This is a genomic window from Pseudalkalibacillus hwajinpoensis, assembly GCF_015234585.1.
Lineage (GTDB): Bacteria > Bacillota > Bacilli > Bacillales > Guptibacillaceae > Guptibacillus > Guptibacillus hwajinpoensis_B.
The window spans coordinates 379,376-396,233 of the sequence record NZ_JADFCM010000001.1; the positions used below are offsets into that span (position 1 = coordinate 379,376).

13 protein-coding genes are annotated in these 16,858 nt (G+C 42.8%); 12 read left to right on the forward strand and 1 reads right to left on the reverse strand.

Annotated features, from left to right (window positions below; all coding sequences use genetic code 11):
- The first annotated feature begins 45 nt into the window (after positions 1-45).
- The 9 genes from IQ283_RS01920 to IQ283_RS01960 all read left to right on the forward strand — a co-directional run bounded on the left by IQ283_RS01920 (position 46) and on the right by IQ283_RS01960 (position 11,368).
- Entirely contained in the window at positions 46-1,797 is a 1,752-nt protein-coding gene (locus tag IQ283_RS01920) for a solute:sodium symporter family transporter (RefSeq protein WP_194218473.1), read from the forward strand.
- Between the two features lie 16 nt (positions 1,798-1,813).
- Positions 1,814-2,836 (forward strand): inositol 2-dehydrogenase, encoded by a 1,023-nt coding sequence (iolG, locus tag IQ283_RS01925; RefSeq protein ID WP_194218474.1) that lies wholly within the window; start codon positions 1,814-1,816, stop codon positions 2,834-2,836.
- An 80-nt stretch (positions 2,837-2,916) separates the two neighbouring features.
- Positions 2,917-3,729, forward strand: a complete 813-nt coding sequence (gene iolB / locus IQ283_RS01930; protein ID WP_194218475.1) for a 5-deoxy-glucuronate isomerase — start codon at positions 2,917-2,919, stop codon at positions 3,727-3,729.
- 46 nt (positions 3,730-3,775) lie between these two features.
- On the forward strand, positions 3,776-4,774 hold the full coding sequence (iolC, locus tag IQ283_RS01935) for a 5-dehydro-2-deoxygluconokinase (protein WP_194218476.1): 999 nt from the start codon (positions 3,776-3,778) through the stop codon (positions 4,772-4,774).
- A gap of 17 nt (positions 4,775-4,791) precedes the next feature.
- The gene (locus IQ283_RS01940) at positions 4,792-6,252 is read left to right on the forward strand and encodes a CoA-acylating methylmalonate-semialdehyde dehydrogenase (protein WP_194218477.1); all 1,461 of its coding nucleotides are present in this window, start codon (positions 4,792-4,794) and stop codon (positions 6,250-6,252) included.
- Positions 6,253-6,359: 107 nt separating this feature from the next.
- On the forward strand, positions 6,360-8,261 hold the full coding sequence (gene iolD / locus IQ283_RS01945; RefSeq protein WP_194219562.1) for a 3D-(3,5/4)-trihydroxycyclohexane-1,2-dione acylhydrolase (decyclizing): 1,902 nt from the start codon (positions 6,360-6,362) through the stop codon (positions 8,259-8,261).
- An 11-nt stretch (positions 8,262-8,272) separates the two neighbouring features.
- Positions 8,273-9,166: a myo-inosose-2 dehydratase gene (iolE, locus tag IQ283_RS01950; protein WP_194218478.1), complete on the forward strand. Its 894-nt coding sequence runs from the start codon at positions 8,273-8,275 to the stop codon at positions 9,164-9,166.
- 10 nt (positions 9,167-9,176) lie between these two features.
- On the forward strand, positions 9,177-10,217 hold the full coding sequence (locus tag IQ283_RS01955) for a Gfo/Idh/MocA family protein (protein WP_194218479.1): 1,041 nt from the start codon (positions 9,177-9,179) through the stop codon (positions 10,215-10,217).
- A 119-nt stretch (positions 10,218-10,336) separates the two neighbouring features.
- The gene (locus tag IQ283_RS01960; RefSeq protein WP_194218480.1) at positions 10,337-11,368 is read left to right on the forward strand and encodes a LacI family DNA-binding transcriptional regulator; all 1,032 of its coding nucleotides are present in this window, start codon (positions 10,337-10,339) and stop codon (positions 11,366-11,368) included.
- Positions 11,369-11,462: 94 nt separating this feature from the next.
- Here the strand turns inward: IQ283_RS01960 and IQ283_RS01965 are convergent, their stop codons facing one another.
- Positions 11,463-12,080, reverse strand: a complete 618-nt coding sequence (locus tag IQ283_RS01965; RefSeq protein ID WP_194218481.1) for a cell wall hydrolase — start codon at positions 12,078-12,080, stop codon at positions 11,463-11,465.
- Positions 12,081-12,523: 443 nt separating this feature from the next.
- Here IQ283_RS01965 and IQ283_RS01970 point away from each other — a divergent pair, with 443 nt between their 5' ends.
- From IQ283_RS01970 to IQ283_RS01980, 3 genes are all read left to right on the forward strand, one after another.
- Positions 12,524-13,534 carry a cell wall-binding repeat-containing protein gene (locus IQ283_RS01970; protein ID WP_194218482.1) on the forward strand — a complete coding sequence of 337 codons (1,011 nt, stop codon included), beginning with the start codon at positions 12,524-12,526 and terminating at the stop codon, positions 13,532-13,534.
- A 201-nt stretch (positions 13,535-13,735) separates the two neighbouring features.
- Complete coding sequence (locus IQ283_RS01975; protein WP_206759418.1) at positions 13,736-15,136, forward strand: cell wall-binding repeat-containing protein; 1,401 nt, start codon at positions 13,736-13,738, stop codon at positions 15,134-15,136.
- A gap of 206 nt (positions 15,137-15,342) precedes the next feature.
- Positions 15,343-16,725, forward strand: coding sequence for a cell wall-binding repeat-containing protein (locus IQ283_RS01980; RefSeq protein ID WP_194218484.1), 1,383 nt, complete (start codon positions 15,343-15,345; stop codon positions 16,723-16,725).
- Positions 16,726-16,858: the final 133 nt, after the last annotated feature.

Sequence of the window (16,858 nt, forward strand, 5' to 3'; positions counted from 1 at the left end):
TATTACGCAAATCAACAAAATTACTTGAAACGGAGGTCTACGCCTATGATGTGGGTGATTGTTAGTAGTTTTCTTGTTTATACGGGTTTTGTCGCCTGGTTTTCTTGGTATAAGACGAGAGAAACAGACTTAACAAGTTCCGATGGTTATTTTCTGGCTGGTCGAAGTTTAACGGGTATTGTTATTGCAGGATCACTTATTTTAACGAACCTCTCAACAGAGCAAATGGTAGGACTGAATGGACAGGGGTTTGGTGAATCAATGGTCGTAATGGCGTGGGAAGTAACCTCGCCTATAGCGCTTATATTCATGGCTTTTATCTTCCTTCCAAGGTATTTAAAAGCAGGAATATCCACGATCCCTGACTTTCTGGAACAGCGGTATGACCTTCGAACGCGACAAATTGTTTCGATTCTATTTCTTCTTGGATATGCGGTTGCTTATTTACCTACCGTCCTCTACTCTGGTGCGCTTGTATTAGATAGTATATTCTCACTGTCCACCATTAGCGGGACGAGCCAGTTTACAACCGTCATGATCGTTGCTTTTGCAATCGGAATTATTGGCTGCTGCTATGTCATCTTTGGTGGGTTACGAGCCTGTGCCATTAGCGATACGATCAATGGTGTTGGGCTAATTATAGGAGGATTTCTGATTCCCTTTCTTGCATTAGTTGCTCTTGGAGGCGGCAATCTTGTTTATGGAGTAGATAAACTACTTCATGCCAATCCTGCCAAGCTAAATGCGATTGGAAATCATGAATCGTCTGTTCCGTGGACGGTGCTTTTAACGGGTCTTCTTTTTAATAACCTTTTCTATTGGTGTACCAACCAGGCAATTATTCAACGGACGTTAGGAGCAAAGAATCTCGCAGAAGGACAAAAGGGAGTTTTGTACGCAGGATTCTTTAAAATATTTGGTGCCTTCTTTTTAGTTTTACCTGGGATCATTGCTTTCTTACTTTACGGAGAAGGTGGACTTAAAAACGCTGATATGGCGTATCCGTCATTAGTGACAGATGTTCTTCCTCTGGCGCTATCTGGGTTTTTAGCTGCCGTTCTATTCGGAGCAATTTTAAGTTCTTTTAATGGAGCATTAAATAGCTCTATTACTCTTTTTACTTTGGACATTTATCGTCCAATTTTCAAACCCAATGCAAAGGAACGAGAGCTTGTTAAAGTGGGAAGGATTTTTGCCGGTGGACTTGCAGCGGTTGCCGTAATTGTGGCGCCGTTCATTATCTTTGCTCCTTCGGGTTTGTACTATTATCTTCAGGAAATGTTTGGTTTTTACAATATACCGATTATCGCCATGGTACTTGTAGGCTTCTTTAGTAAACATGTACCGTCAAGTGCACCAAAAATAACGATTCTTGTTCATATAGTCGTTTATGCTCTATCAAAGGTGTTTCTTGGCCACGTGAATTTTCTGTACGTTCTTTCCGTACTGTTCCCACTCAACATTTTTGTTATGGTGCTAGTTGGTAAGCTTCGACCGAGAACGACAGCTTACGAATTATATGATTCTAAAAAAGTTGATCTCACACCATGGAAGCATGCGAGGATTTTCTCGATTTTTATCTTAGTATTAATGATCGGTGTCTATGCTTTCTTCTCTCCGATAGGGGTGGCAGAAGCTAGTGCCGAATATTTACCAATGTCACTTGTTTTCATGCTTGGAACGCTTGTTTTAATAAGTGGAGTGATCTGGTTCTGGCGAAGTACGACATTGAAACAAAGGAAACAGGAAGCAGAGCGATCGAAGTTTAATCAGGCTCTAAAACAATCATCACTATAAAGAAAGGGGATTTTACATGTCAAAAGTAACTGCAGGTATTATCGGAGGTGGCCGCATCGGTCAATTACATGCTGATAACTTAATTCAATCACCTTACTATCAGTTGAGAAGTATTTCAGATATTCATATCTCACACCTTGAGGGGACGGTATATGAAAAGGAAGCAATCATTACAACTAACCCTAATGACCTCTTTTTAGACCCTGAAATCGACGCTATTTTTATTTGCTCATCAACAGATACGCATGTTGATTTTATTAAACGAGCTGCACAAGCAGGAAAGCACGTCTTTTGCGAAAAGCCAGTCAGTTTTCAAATTGAAGAAACGCGTGAAGCTCTTCAAGTTGTTAAAGACGCTGGGGTCAATTTTCAAGTTGGCTTCAATCGTCGCTATGATAAGCATTTTAGGAAAGTATTTGAAACAGTACGTTCCGGTACAATTGGTGAACCGCACGTGATCAAAGTAACTTCTCGAGATCCTGAAGCACCACCAGAAGCTTATATCCAACGATCCGGTGGAATGTTCATGGATATGACCATTCATGATTTTGATATGATTCGTTATTTATCTGGAAAAGAAGTTGTAGATGTCACAGTGAAAGCAGCGAATCTAATTGATGAGAAATTCAAACGAAACGACGATGTCGATACAGCCATCATCACGCTAACTTTTGAAGACGGTAGTCTTGGAGTAATAGACAATAGTCGTCAGGCGGCTTATGGATATGATCAACGAATCGAAGTTTTTGGAGATAAAGGCGTTGTTTCTGCTGAAAATGAACAAAATACGACCGTGAAAATTAGCACGAGAGAATCGGTGTCAAGTGATCATCCTAAATACTTTTTCCTTGATCGCTATAAAGAAGCTTATGTAGAAGAAGTGAGGGATTTTGCTTTATCTATATTGGAACAAAAGCCTTTAACGTGCAGTGGATATGACGGGTTACAGGCTGAAAATCTTGCGCTCGCTGCCCGCTTATCGTGGCAAGAGGGTCGAACGGTTACACTTTCTGAGCTAATTCCAGTAAAAATAGATTGAATTTTTAAACATCATGTTGTAGACTCGAATATAGACAAGGTAAGCGCTTACCTTAATTATTGTGAAGGAGGAAGTTGATCATGTCTCAATTGCTTATCAAACCTATCCAGGCAACTGAAGAAGGCAACATACTTAGAGTAACTCCTGAATCAGCGGGGTGGGAGTATGTGGGCTTTGAAGTCTACTCGTTAGAAAAGGGGAGTACGCTAAAGCAGAACACAAACAATCAAGAAGTTTGTCTAGTTTTGCTAAGCGGAAAAGCAGATGTCCAAACGAATAAAGAAAAATTCGTGAACATCGGAAAGCGTATGAGTGTATTCGAAAAAATTCCACCATATTCCGTTTATATACCAAACGATGATCATTATGAAGTAACTGCTTTAAGTGATGTGAAACTTGCCGTTTGTTCTGCCCCCGGTAGAGGATCTTATCAAGCAAGACTAATTGCTCCAGACGATGTTGGCGTAGAAGATCGAGGACATGGAAAGATGTCTCGTAAAATTCACAATATCTTACCAGAGCAAAAAGAGGCGGACAGTCTACTTGTGGTAGAAGTATATACACCTGACGGAAACACTTCAAGCTACCCACCTCATAAGCATGATCGCGATCATTTACCATATGAATCCTATCTTGAGGAGACATACTATCATGAACTTAATCCACCTCAAGGTTTCGTGTTCCAAAGAGTTTATAACGACAATCGGAGTTTAAATGAAACACTGAGCGTTGAGAATGGAAATGTCGTTCTAGTTCCGGAAGGGTATCATCCCGTCTCATCAATTCCAGGATATGAATCCTATTATTTAAATGTAATGGCTGGTCCAAAAAGAACCTGGAAGTTCCATAACGACCCGGATCATGAATGGTTATTCGAAAATGTAATGAAGTAATGTCTTTAAGGTAAGCGCTTAACCTAATTGGGATGGAGGGAAACGAATGTATCACCTTGAGTTCAAAAAAGATCGCCCTATTGATTTAATCGGACTTGGAAGACTGTGCATTGATTTGAACGCAAATGAAATCAATCGACCGATGGAAGAAACTTATTCTTTTACGAAATACGTCGGAGGTTCACCAGCAAATATTGCTATTGGAGCAGCGCGACTTGGCTTGAACAGCGGATTTATTGGGAAAGTCTCAAGTGATCAAATGGGAAACTATATCGTTGATTATCTTGAAAGGAACAAAATAGATACGTCAAGTGTCGTGAAGGACCAGACAGGAGCAGTAACGGGTCTTGCCTTTACTGAAATTAAAAGTCCTGAGGAATGTAGCATCCTCATGTACCGAGATAACGTAGCCGATTTAAAACTTGAAACAACAGATATATCAGAAGACTACATTAGGGAGTCCAAATCACTTCTGATTTCAGGAACTGCCCTTTCCCAAAGTCCTTCAAGAGAAGCTGTTTTTCTTGCTCTTGAATACGCACGCAAACATGACGTCATCGTGATCTTTGACCTTGATTATCGTCCTTACAGCTGGAATTCAGCCAAAGAGACAGCCATCTATTATAATCTTGCTGCTGAAAAGTGTGATGTGATTATCGGAACAAGAGAAGAGTTTAATATGATGGAACAATTTGAGAAAGAGGATAAAAATGATCAACGTACCGCTCAAAAATGGTTCGATCATCATGCGGAAGTCGTCGTAATCAAGCATGGTGGGGAAGGTTCGATCGCTTATTCCAAAGACGGTAGTGCACATCGTGGCGGGATTTTTAAAACAAAAGTTCTGAAAACATTCGGTGCTGGTGATTCTTATGCTTCTGCATTTATATATGGATTACTTAATCACTGGGGTTTATCTGAAGCGATGAAATATGGAAGCGCTTCAGCGAGCATTGTTATCTCAAAACACAGCTGTTCAGAAGCAATGCCAACGAGAAAAGAAGTTGATGAAAAAATTCGTACAACAGAATTCCAACCAGTCTAATTTTAGGAGGAAATAATATGACAAAAACAGCGGTAAAAACAATTCAAAACTATGTAGGTGGAGAATGGATTGATTCGAAAACGAAGGAATATCAACCGGTATATAATCCGGCAACAGGAGAAGTCATTGCTGAAGTTCCGATTTCCACAAAGGAAGACCTTGATCATGCAGTAGCGACTGCGAAGGAAGCATTCAAAACATGGAGTGAAGTTCCAGTACCTCGTCGTGCACGAATTCTATTTAAGTACCAGCAGCTCCTTGTAGATAACTGGGATCAGCTTGCTGAGTTAATTACAATTGAAAACGGAAAAAATGTGAAAGAAGCAAAGGGAGAAGTACAACGTGGCATTGAGTGTGTGGAGTTTGCTGCGGGTGCTCCGACATTAACAATGGGCTCACAGCTTCCGTCAATTGCAACAGGGTTAGAGTCAGGTGTTTACCGTTATCCAATTGGGGTTGTTGGTGGCATTACACCATTTAATTTCCCAATGATGGTCCCATGCTGGATGTTTCCGATGGCTATCGCAACTGGGAATACTTTCATTATGAAGCCATCTGAACGCACGCCTCTCCTTGCTAATCGTCTGGCAGAGCTTCTTGAAGAAGCAGGGCTTCCGAAAGGCGTATTTAATATTGTGCATGGCGCTCATGATGTGGTGAACGGTCTTCTTGAACATAAACAAGTAAAAGCGATTTCGTTCGTCGGCTCTCAACCAGTGGCAGAATACGTGTACAAAAAAGGAACAGAAAACCTTAAGCGTGTTCAAGCGCTAGCAGGTGCTAAAAACCATTCGATTATTCTTGAAGATGCTAATTTAGAAAATGCAGCAACGCAGGTGTTAAATGCCGCTTTCGGTTCGGCTGGTGAGCGTTGCATGGCTTGCTCGGTTGTGGCTGTAGAAGAAAGTGTAGCTGATCAGTTTATCGAAACTCTCGTCCAGAAGTCGAACGAAATAAAAATTGGGAATGGCCTGGAGGACGATGTTTTCCTTGGACCAGTCATTCGTGATCAGCACAAAGAACGGACGCTTCAATACATTGAAACAGGTGAAAAAGAAGGAGCGAAACTGATTCGCGATGGTCGTAAGGATAAGGATATTCAGCGAGAAGGTTATTTTGTTGGACCGACCATTTTTGATAATGTGACGAGCGAAATGAAAATTTGGCAGGATGAAATATTTGCTCCGGTTCTTTCGATTTCTCGTGTGAAAAATCTAGAAGAAGCGGTAGAGCTAACAAATCAATCCCGCTTCGCTAACGGAGCTTGCCTGTTCACAAACCACGGAGGTAAAGTACGTACATTCCGTGAAACGATTGATGCAGGTATGCTTGGAATTAACATTGGCGTGCCGGCCCCAATGGCCTTCTTCCCATTCTCTGGGTGGAAAGATTCGTTCTATGGTGATCTTCATGCTAACGGTTCTGACGGAGTGGAATTCTACACGCGCAAAAAAGTAGTTACAACACGCTGGGTATAAAAAGAATAGCCGGATAGGTGCAAACCGTCCGGCTTTATTCCTTGATGAAGGGTTATCCATTATTAAGTTAATTTTTTCTTTATTTTCATGGAGGTGATCATTTGAGAATGACAATGGCTCAAGCACTCATAAAATTTTTGGATCAACAGTATATGGATCGAGACGGAGAGGAGCAGAAGCTCTTCAAAGGGATTTTCACCATCTTTGGACACGGCAATGTTCTTGGACTCGGTCAGGCTCTAGAAGAAGATTCTGGGGATCTAGAAGTTTATCAAGGGCGTAACGAACAGGGAATGGCGCATGCAGCGACAGCATTTGGGAAACAGAAACGTCAAAAGCAACTGATCGCATGTACCTCATCAGTGGGTCCAGGTGCAGCGAATATGATCACAGCTGCCGCTACTGCTACTGCTAATAATGTTCCTTTGCTTCTTCTACCAGGAGACACTTTTGCTTCACGTCAGCCAGATCCAGTATTACAGCAGGTTGAACAAGCACATGATGCAAGCATCACGACGAATGATGCCTATCGTCCTGTGAGCAAATATTGGGATAGAATTACGAGGCCAGAACAGCTGATGACTGCGATGTTAAACGCCATGCGTGTCTTAACAAACCCTGCAGAAACAGGTGCTGTTACGATTGCTCTTCCTCAAGATGTTCAGGGGGAAGCATATGATTATCCGGAGAGCTTCTTTAAGAAAAGGGTACATCGTTTAAATCGAAAACAGCCAAGTGAAACAGAACTAAATGAAGCTGTTCAATTGATTCGTTCAAAAAAGAAGCCGCTTATTATTTGTGGTGGTGGTGTCCGCTATTCTGAAGCAGGCGATACATTAAAAGCATTTGCAGAAAAGTATCACATTCCTTTTGCTGAAACACAGGCAGGGAAAAGCGCTGTAGAAAGCACCCATTCTTACAATCTTGGTGGAGTAGGTGTAACAGGGAACAAAGCAGCAAATGATTTGGCGAGAGAAGCAGATCTTGTCATAGGAGTAGGTACGCGTTTTTCTGATTTTACAACGTCATCCAAACAGCTTTTCCAACATACCGATGTTTCCTTTTTAAATATTAATCTATCAGATTATCATGCAAATAAATTCGATGCGACAACTTTAGTGGCGGATGCCAAAACGGCCCTTAAAGCATTAGATGATCATCTTGGAACTTATTCCAGCGCTTATGGAAATCAGATTGAGCAAGCGAAAGCGGAATGGAAAGATGAACTTGAACGCCTTTACAATACGAACTATGAAGACGAAAACTATCAACCTGAAATAGATGGTCAACTTGATTTATCCGAGTATCAACAAGTTCTTAAGTCTTCACTTACACAGACAGCAGTTCTAGGAGAGGTTAACCGTTCTATTGCTGAAAATGCGATTGTTGTAGGTGCAGCAGGTAGTTTGCCAGGAGATCTCCAGCGCATGTGGGTGAGTCATACCCCGAACACGTACCATCTGGAATATGGTTATTCTTGTATGGGATATGAGATTGCAGGAGCACTTGGAGCAAAAATGGCAGCTCCAGATCAGGAAGTGTATGCCATGGTTGGAGACGGAAGCTACATGATGCTCCACTCCGAGCTAGTTACTAGCATACAAGAAGGCCTTAAGATTAACGTCATTCTTTTTGATAACGCTGGGTTTGGCTGTATTAATAACTTGCAGATGGGTAACGGCATGGGGAGCTTTGGGACTGAGTTCCGGAAGCGGGATCCTCAGCAGTTAACAGGTGAGTTAATGCCAATTGATTTTGCGAAAAGTGCAAGCGGATATGGTGTGAAAACCTATTCTGTTCGAACGATGGATGAACTGAAAACAGCGATAGAAGATGCGAAGCAACAGAACGTTTCAACGCTTATTGACATTAAAGTTTTGCCTAAGACGATGACGGCTGGCTATGGCTCATGGTGGCACGTTGGCGTAGCTGAAACGTCGAAGAAAGAAGCGATCCAACAAGCTTATAAAGAAAAGGAAAAACAGCTAGAAATCGCACGTCGCTATTAAGGGGGGAAATCATGTTTCGTGAAAACAGTGTAAAGCTAGGCATTGCGCCAATAGGATGGACAAATGATGATATGCCGGAGCTTGGGAAAGAAATTACATTTGAACAATGCGTCAGTGAAATGGCGTTAGCGGGTTTTTCTGGAACGGAGATTGGCAATAAATATCCTAGAGACCCGCATGTATTAAAGCGAGCTTTATCCATACGAAATATCGAAATTGTAAGCGCATGGTTCAGTACTTACCTCACAACAAAACCATATGAAATAACGGAAAAATCCTTCCTTGAGCATCGCGATTTTCTTCATGAAATGGGAGCGAAGGTAATCGTCGTATCAGAACAAGGAAAAAGCATTCAGGGTCAGGACATTCCGCTCTTTGAGCATAAGCCGTCCTTTTTAGATCAAGAATGGGGACGACTTGCTTCAGGTCTCGAACGGCTCGGGGAACTGGCACATGAAAAGGGGATGAAGCTTGTTTTTCATCATCACATGGGAACAGGTATTCAGACAGCGGATGAAATCAATCGACTGATGGAGATGACTGATCCTGAGAAAGTTCATCTTCTTTATGATACAGGTCATTTGTATTTTTCAGATGAAAACCCGCTTGACGTGTTGAAGAAATTTCAGCATCGCGTTCATCATGTTCATCTGAAAGATGTGCGCAATCCGATCGCCAATCGCGTGAAAGAAGAAAAGCTCAGCTTTCTCCAGGCAGTGAAAGAAGGAGTGTTTACCGTTCCAGGTAACGGTGATATTGATTTTGAACCGGTTCTGAAAAGCATTGGCGAATCAGATTATACAGGCTGGCTTCTCGTCGAGGCAGAACAAGATCCTGCAATTGCCAATCCATTTGAATACGCTCTTATGGCGCGCCAGTATTTGAAAGAAACTGCAGGAGTGTAAGGGGGATCATATGGAAAAAGTAAAAGTTGGCATCGTAGGGCTCGGACGACTTGGCAGACAACACGCAGAAAATTTAGCTTTTCGCATTCCTCATTGTGAGTTAACCGCCATCTGCAGTGTGGTTGAAGAAGAAGTGTGGGAAGTTCAGTCTAAATGGAAGATTCCATATGGCTACACCACCTATGAAGAAATGCTCAAGAACAAAGAGCTGGATGCGATCTTTATTGCGTCTCCATCTGGGTTTCATTGCAACCAAATCCAGTTAGCACTTGAAGCCGGCTTTCACGTATTCAGTGAGAAACCATTGGGATTATATTTAGAAGAAGCAATTGACGTTGAAAAAGCTGTAAAAGCACACCCAAATCAAGTGTTTATGCTTGGATTTATGCGTCGCTATGATAAATCGTATTTGGCTGCTAAAGAAAAGATCGATCGCGGTGAGATTGGAGATCCGATTTTTATTCGCTGCTACGGTCTTGATCCAGCTGCTAAAATAGAAAGTTTCCTTCAATTTGCTGAAGCTAACTATAGCGGAGGACTATTTATAGATATGGCGATTCATGACCTTGACCTCGCACGGTGGTATCTTGGAACAGAAGGGAAAGAAGTTTGGGCGATCGGCGGAGGCTATGAGCGAAAAGAATTCGATGCCCTTCAAGATGCTGAAACAGGTGCTGCCATGGTTCGATTTGAGAACAACGCAATTGGTGTTTTTCTAGCTGGGCGGAATTGTGCTCATGGTTATCATATCGAAACCGAAATCATTGGGACGAAGGGAAGCCTTCGAATAGGAACCGTCCCTGAACGTAATCAAGTGGTTCTCTTTAACGAGTTGGGAGCGGTACAAGAGTGCGTTGATGGTTTTCTTGAACGTTTCGAGCAGGCCTATCGTAGTGAGGTAGAAGAATTTATATCTTGTATTCTCGAAGGCCGAAAGCCAGCCGTGACAGTTCAAGATGGCGTAGAATCCACAAGGCTTGGCTATGCTTGTAAGGAATCCTTTGAGAAGCGTGAACTTGTTAAAAATAAGGCGCATACGGGTATCGTTTAAGCAGGCTGAGCGTTCAGCCTGCTTTTAGCATAGCTTTTCCTAGAAGCCAAACACACTACATAAATGGTATGATGAAAAATAGAAGAACAGGGAAGTTTGGAAAGAAAGGAGGGGAACTGATGAAAGCGACAATCTATGATGTAGCGAAAGCAGCAGGTGTCTCAATTGCAACGGTTTCTAAGGTTATTAACCATACCGGTAAAATTAGTGAAGCGACGCGTGTAAAAGTACTTGAGACGATGAAGGAGCTAAACTATCATCCAAGCGTAGTAGCCTCTGCTTTAACAGGAAAACGAACGGAAACTCTAGGGCTCTTGGTGCCGGACATTTCAAATCCATTCTTTTCAGAAATGGCAAGAACGATAGAGGATCGCGCTCATGATCGAGGAATGAGCGTCATTATGTGTAGCACAGACGATCAAGCAGAGAAAGAAAAGAAATACATTGAGCTTTTACAGCGGAAACAGGTAGATGGTTTAATTATCGCCTCTGGATTTCGAGACAAAAGTTTATTAGATGAATTAAAGAGAAATAAGGTGCCGCTGGCTATGCTATCTTTTGATGACCCTTCCCTTGATGTAACCACGGTATCCGTCGATGACTACAAAGGCGGATATGAAGCCGCTTCACATCTCATATCACTTGGTCACCGTAATATAGCCATTATCGGTGAAGACGTTCATAGTAGTCGAATGAGGATTTTTGGGTATCGAGATGCATTTGAAGCTTTTGGAGTAACATGTTTAGAAGAGAACACGCTAAGAACAACGGCTTCTCTCGAAAATGGTGCAAAGTGCGTTAAAGAGTTGCTTCAACGTGAACATCCTCCGACAGCGATCTTCGCATGCAATGACCTCATCGCTATTGGAGCGATTCAGGGAGCAAGAGAATTGGGAATTAAGGTGCCTTCTGATTTATCAATAGTTGGTTTCGATAACACTATTTTAGCAACGACAACCGTGCCGGCCCTTACAACAATTTCTCAACCTATTGAGGAAATGGGGCGTAAGATTGTTGATGTGTTGATTGAGGAAATACATAAACGGGTTGTTATAAGAGAAAGAGTTCTCTTTAAGCCGTCACTCATTGTAAGAGGTACTACGACTGCTTTCAAAGAAGAGATCAATGAAGGGGGTCAGGCTCGCGCCTGACCCCCTCCACAAACAAAAAAGCCACAAAGTCCGCCCCACGCGGACTTTGTGGCTTTCCCTCTATAAATCTCTTTCATTCTCTCTCTATTGCCATCTACCGCGCATACACATGCTGCCCAATCGTCTTAATCACATCACGCGAATAAATCCACTCATCCGACACGCCACTCGGATTGTAGTAATACGTCGCACCGTCAGATGGATCCCATCCAAAGTAAGCATCCTTCGCAGCGCGGTAAGAAGAAGCATCAGGCGTGAGCCAGTACTGGCCATCATTCAAAGCGGTAAACGCATTCTGTTGATAAATTACCCCGTATGTACTCCCTGGAAACGAAGAGGATTGAACGCGATTCAAGATAACAGCGGCGACCGCAACCTTACCTTCATAGAGCTCACCACGAGATTCACCATGAACAACATGTGCGATCATCTCAAGATTACTCAGCATGTTCAGCGTATTCGTACCCGCTACGCCATCTGCGCTAAGTCCAAAATCCGCCTGGAAATTACGAACCGCTTCTTTCGTCACCGATCCATAATAGCCCGTTGGCGTCGTATGGAAGTAATCGAGCTTCTCTAAAATTGACTGCATGTGCTGAACTTCTGATCCTCTTGATCCCGTGTCCATCATTGCTGATGCATTGTCCTCTAAGACGAATAAATAAAAGCATGATGCAAGGACGAGGGAACCAAGGACATGTACAAATTTCATTAGCAAACTCCTCTCCATAAATTAACCTCTATTATAATACAGGTAATTGAGGAAAGATATGGAACGTAATGCCTTCCTTATAGATTGGAAAATAACATCGATAGTCTAGTTTTAACCAAAATAAGGAGTATAGTAGGTTCCTTCTACCTAATCAAACTTCAATACGCCTCTTCTATAAAAGGATAAATGGGCCACTCCAGCTGCTCAAATTCTCTTTGGGAATAGCATTCCTGATGGTAAGGATGCTATTGGAGAAGGCGTTGAGAAGACTTAAATGTTTTAGTTGGTTAATCAATAAGCAAGACTCAGACACGTGGCTGAGTCTAGTAAAAAAACTTTTTCGTTCGACAAAAAATGCTATAGCTATGCGGCAAAAATCTATATATAATCCTCTTAGCGCTATTGAACGGAAGGATGATGAAGGAGCAGGGGGACATGCTCGTATGGCACCATATATGAGAATGATAGGGGAAAAGAAACGAATGAAAAAGGCACTTGGTTTATTATCAACCGCAATCCTCGCAGGAAGCTTGCTTGCTCCTGCTGCTTCAGCTGCTACAACTGACACGGAGATTATGAGAATTGAAGGGGCTGACCGCTACGAAACGGCTGTGAAAATCGCTAAAGTCGACTATGAAAAAGGCGACACTCCGGAAGTTGTTTTCGCAACAGGTCTCGATTTTCCTGACGCCCTTGCTGGAGCACCGCTTGCTTACGAGATGGATGCACCAATCCTATTAACACAAACTAAATCGATTCCAGCTAAAGTTAAAGAAGCTCTAACTTACTTCGGCGTTGATCACGTCACCATTCTTGGCGGCACGAAGGCAATTTCGAAGGATGTCGAAGCCGAGCTAAAGAAAATGAATATTGATTATGATCGTATCGCAGGAGAGAATCGCTATGACACGGCAGCTAAAATCGCCGCTGAACTTAGCCCATCTCCATTTGATTCAGCTTATGTAACGTACGGAGGGAATTATCCTGATGCTTTATCCGTTGCAGCGATTGCAGCGCTTGAAGGCAGTCCGATCCTTTTGACTCAAACAAATTCGCTTCCTGTTGAAACAGAGAAGGCACTTAAAAATTACAGTGAATCGATTGCGATTGGCGGACCAGCTGTGATTAGTAACGACGTTTTGAAAAAGCTCCCTAGCAAAGAGCGAATTGCAGGCGTTGATCGCTATGATACATCTGTGAAAGTAGTAGAAGAACGTTATGGCCCAGCGTTCTCAGTCACGCTTGCAACAGGAGCAGGCTTTGCCGATGCGTTAACGGGATCGATTTATGCAGCAAACGGCTTTGAGCCGGTAGTGTTAACGAAGAAAAACGGTTTATCGGATCAAGCTAAAGCATTTTTCCGCGATAGTGAAACGGAATACTACACGATTCTTGGTGGAAAAAGTGCCATTGGCGTAGGCGTTGAACAAGACATAAATCACTTATTTGATTAAAATCTACGAAAAGCTCAGGCCCACGTCTGAGCTTTTTATTTAGTGGAAGAAAAAACTTCCTATTCGACAAAAACAGCCTATAGCGCAACCTTCGTTTCTCCTATATAATCCTCTTAGTGTAAAGAAATGGAAGGGTGATGAAGGAGCAGGGGATATGCTCGTTTTGCTTAAAAAATGAGAATGATAGGGGAAAAGATCCGAATGAAAAAAGTACTTGGATTAGTATCAACCGCACTCCTGGCAGGAAGCCTCATTGGTGGGCCTGTTGCCTCTGCCTCCACCCACGATGCGCTTATGAAAAAAGCGCAGAAAATGACGATGAACGACGGTTATGATGATTGGGAATACATCTCTGAAGTCGAACCAAATAATAGTTTCAAAGAAGCAAATTCCTATATAAATGATGACGTCATGACCGGTAAATTAACCGATCAGGATCAAGATTTCTATAAATTCGAAGTCGAAGCAGACGAGCCAGTCTCCCTATCTTTCGGTGCAGGTACGGATGAAGAAGAGCCAACAATGGAGCTTTGGGTTGATCTTTATGATGAGAATCAGAAGAAAATCACACCTGATTACGAAGAAGGCGAATACGGTTATTACGGAGGTATCGAGGAGCTTGAGCCTGGAACCTACTATTTCAGAGTCACGGATTCCGCTAATAAAAATAATAACGTAGACTACTATTTCTCCGCCTTCACGTACTCCAATGATCCAATCGTGATGAGAATCGCAGGCGAAGACCGTTACGAGACAGCGGTTGAAATCGCCAAGACAGGATTTGAAGAAGGCTACACCAGACACGTTGTTCTTGCGACAGGACAAAACTTCCCTGATGCCCTTGCAGGAGCACCACTTGCTTATCAATATAGCGCGCCAATCCTTCTCACCCAAACGAAAGAGCTACCAGCTTCTGTGAAAGAAGCGCTAACCTATTTTGGAACAGAGCACGTCACGATCCTTGGTGGCCAAACAGCTGTATCAAAGAATGTGGAAAAGTCCCTCACAAAAATGGGCATCACATTCGATCGTATTGAAGGAAAAGATCGCTACGAAACAGCTGCCAAAATTGCTAAACAAATCGATCCTTATTTCAGTGATACAGCGTTTGTCACCTACGGAGGAAACTTCCCAGATGCGTTATCTGTCGCCTCCATTGCGGCTGCACAGGGAAGTCCAATTTTATTAACAAAAACAAAAGAAATTCCAGCTGTAACAGCAAAAGCATTAAAAAATTACAATGACACATACGTTATTGGCGGAACGGCCGTTGTCAGCAATACGGTCTTCAACAAGCTCCCACATCCAAAGCGGATCTCAGGAGAAAACCGCTATGATACATCTGTTCAGGTGGCAAAGCAGCTCGATACGTCGGGGTATGCAGTTAACCTCGCAACGGGTGAAAACTTCGCAGATGCTCTTTCCGGATCCGTCCTTGCCGCAAACTTCTACGAGCCCGTTCTCCTAACGAGAAAGAACGAGCTTCCTAAGGAAGTTAAAAAACTATTTATGGATAAAGATACATTCTTCTTCACGATCTTCGGTGGACCGAATGCGATTAGTGAAGACGTGGAGGATGAGATTTGGGAGATGTTTGAGTAAAAAATGGACGGTTAGCATGAGCTAACCGTCTTTTTTGTCTTTGAGCGGGGTCAGGCACGTGCCTGACCCCACACGACATTATACCTACACCCTCTGGATTATTCTCCCACTTTCTTGTTATACTCAAACACGTGCAATGAACATAACAGGAGGTGGAGAGAGACAACACAGGCATAAATCAGAGAATACCGGGGGAATACATACTAATGAAGAGAGCATTCGGGATCCTAACATCACTTTTACTCGCAGGAAGCTTAATCGGTCAGTCAGCTTCTGCAGAAACAGGTAGCGCAGAACAGCCTCAGCCGAGCGCTAAAGCACCCTTTGACATTAAAGGCTTTATCGGGGAAATGGAGCCAAATAATGAGTTTAAGGATGCACGTGAAACGGGCATCGATTACATAGCGGCTGGAACTTTAACAGATCATGATCAAGATATTTATAAACTAGAAATCAGGGAGGAACAGCGACTTGATTTTTTCGCTGGAACAGATACATTGGATTCACCTCTTCAGTTTCAAGTGGATGTCTATGATCAGAACTTCGAGAAAATGACGCCAGATAGTGAAGAGAACATTGAACTGTACAAAGGAAGTTTTGATCACCTGAAGCCAGGAACGTACTATTTTGTTATTAAAGACCTTAACAACGTAGATAACGGTGAGACATATTATTTCCAGACGTTCGGGGAAGGGATGCTTTTCTCTGATCGCATTTACGGTTTTAACCGCTACGATACAGCTGTTGAAATCGCCAAAGAAACGTTTCGAGAAAATGAAGCGCCACACGTGGTCCTTGCAACCGGATCAGATTTTCCAGACGCTCTTGCAGGTGCACCACTAGCCTATGCAAAAGATGCGCCAATTCTTTTAACGAAAACAGATCGAATCCCAGATGATGTTCTCAATGCATTTGACTACTTTGGCGTAGAAGAAGTAACGATTATCGGCGGGGAAAATGCAGTATCCAAAAAGGTAGAGAGCAAATTAAAATACGATCTTTCGATGAAGGTAAATCGTATCGCAGGTAATGACCGCTATGATACGGCAGCAAAAATTGCTGACGAGCTCGACACAACAAGCGAAACAGCTTATGTCACGTACGGTGGTAACTATCCCGACGCACTATCCATTGCTTCAATTGCCGCGATGGAAGGAAGTCCGATTCTCTTAACGAAATCAAACGACATTCCGGAAGCCACGAGCGACGCGCTTCAAAACTACAGCGATTCGTACGCCATCGGTGGACCGGCTGTTATCTCAGACAGTGTCGTTGATCAACTTCCAGACGGAGAGCGTATTGCAGGATCAGATCGTTATGAAACATCTGTAAATGTCGCAAAAGAGCTGGACGTTCGCTTACAATCTGTGAATCTAGCAACGGGTCTTGGCTTCGCTGATGCGCTAACAGGATCCGTGCATGCAGCGGTTAATGAAGAACCAGTGATCTTAACAAGACCAAACAAACTGTCCACTCCTGCGAAAAATCTCTTTGAAGACTATGGTACGAACACGTTCACGATTTTTGGTGGACCAGCTGCCGTAGACTTTGAAGTTGATGATGAGATCTATGAGATGTTCTTAGACTAAAAATGGGATATTAAAATGGTGATTAAACCGGTTGTGAGTATGGTAAACAACCGGTTTAAATTTTTCTTGAAATCTTTGTAATCGGAGATGCCTTCCTGGGACTTATCGCAGTTCTTGACCTCAAAAGGTACCT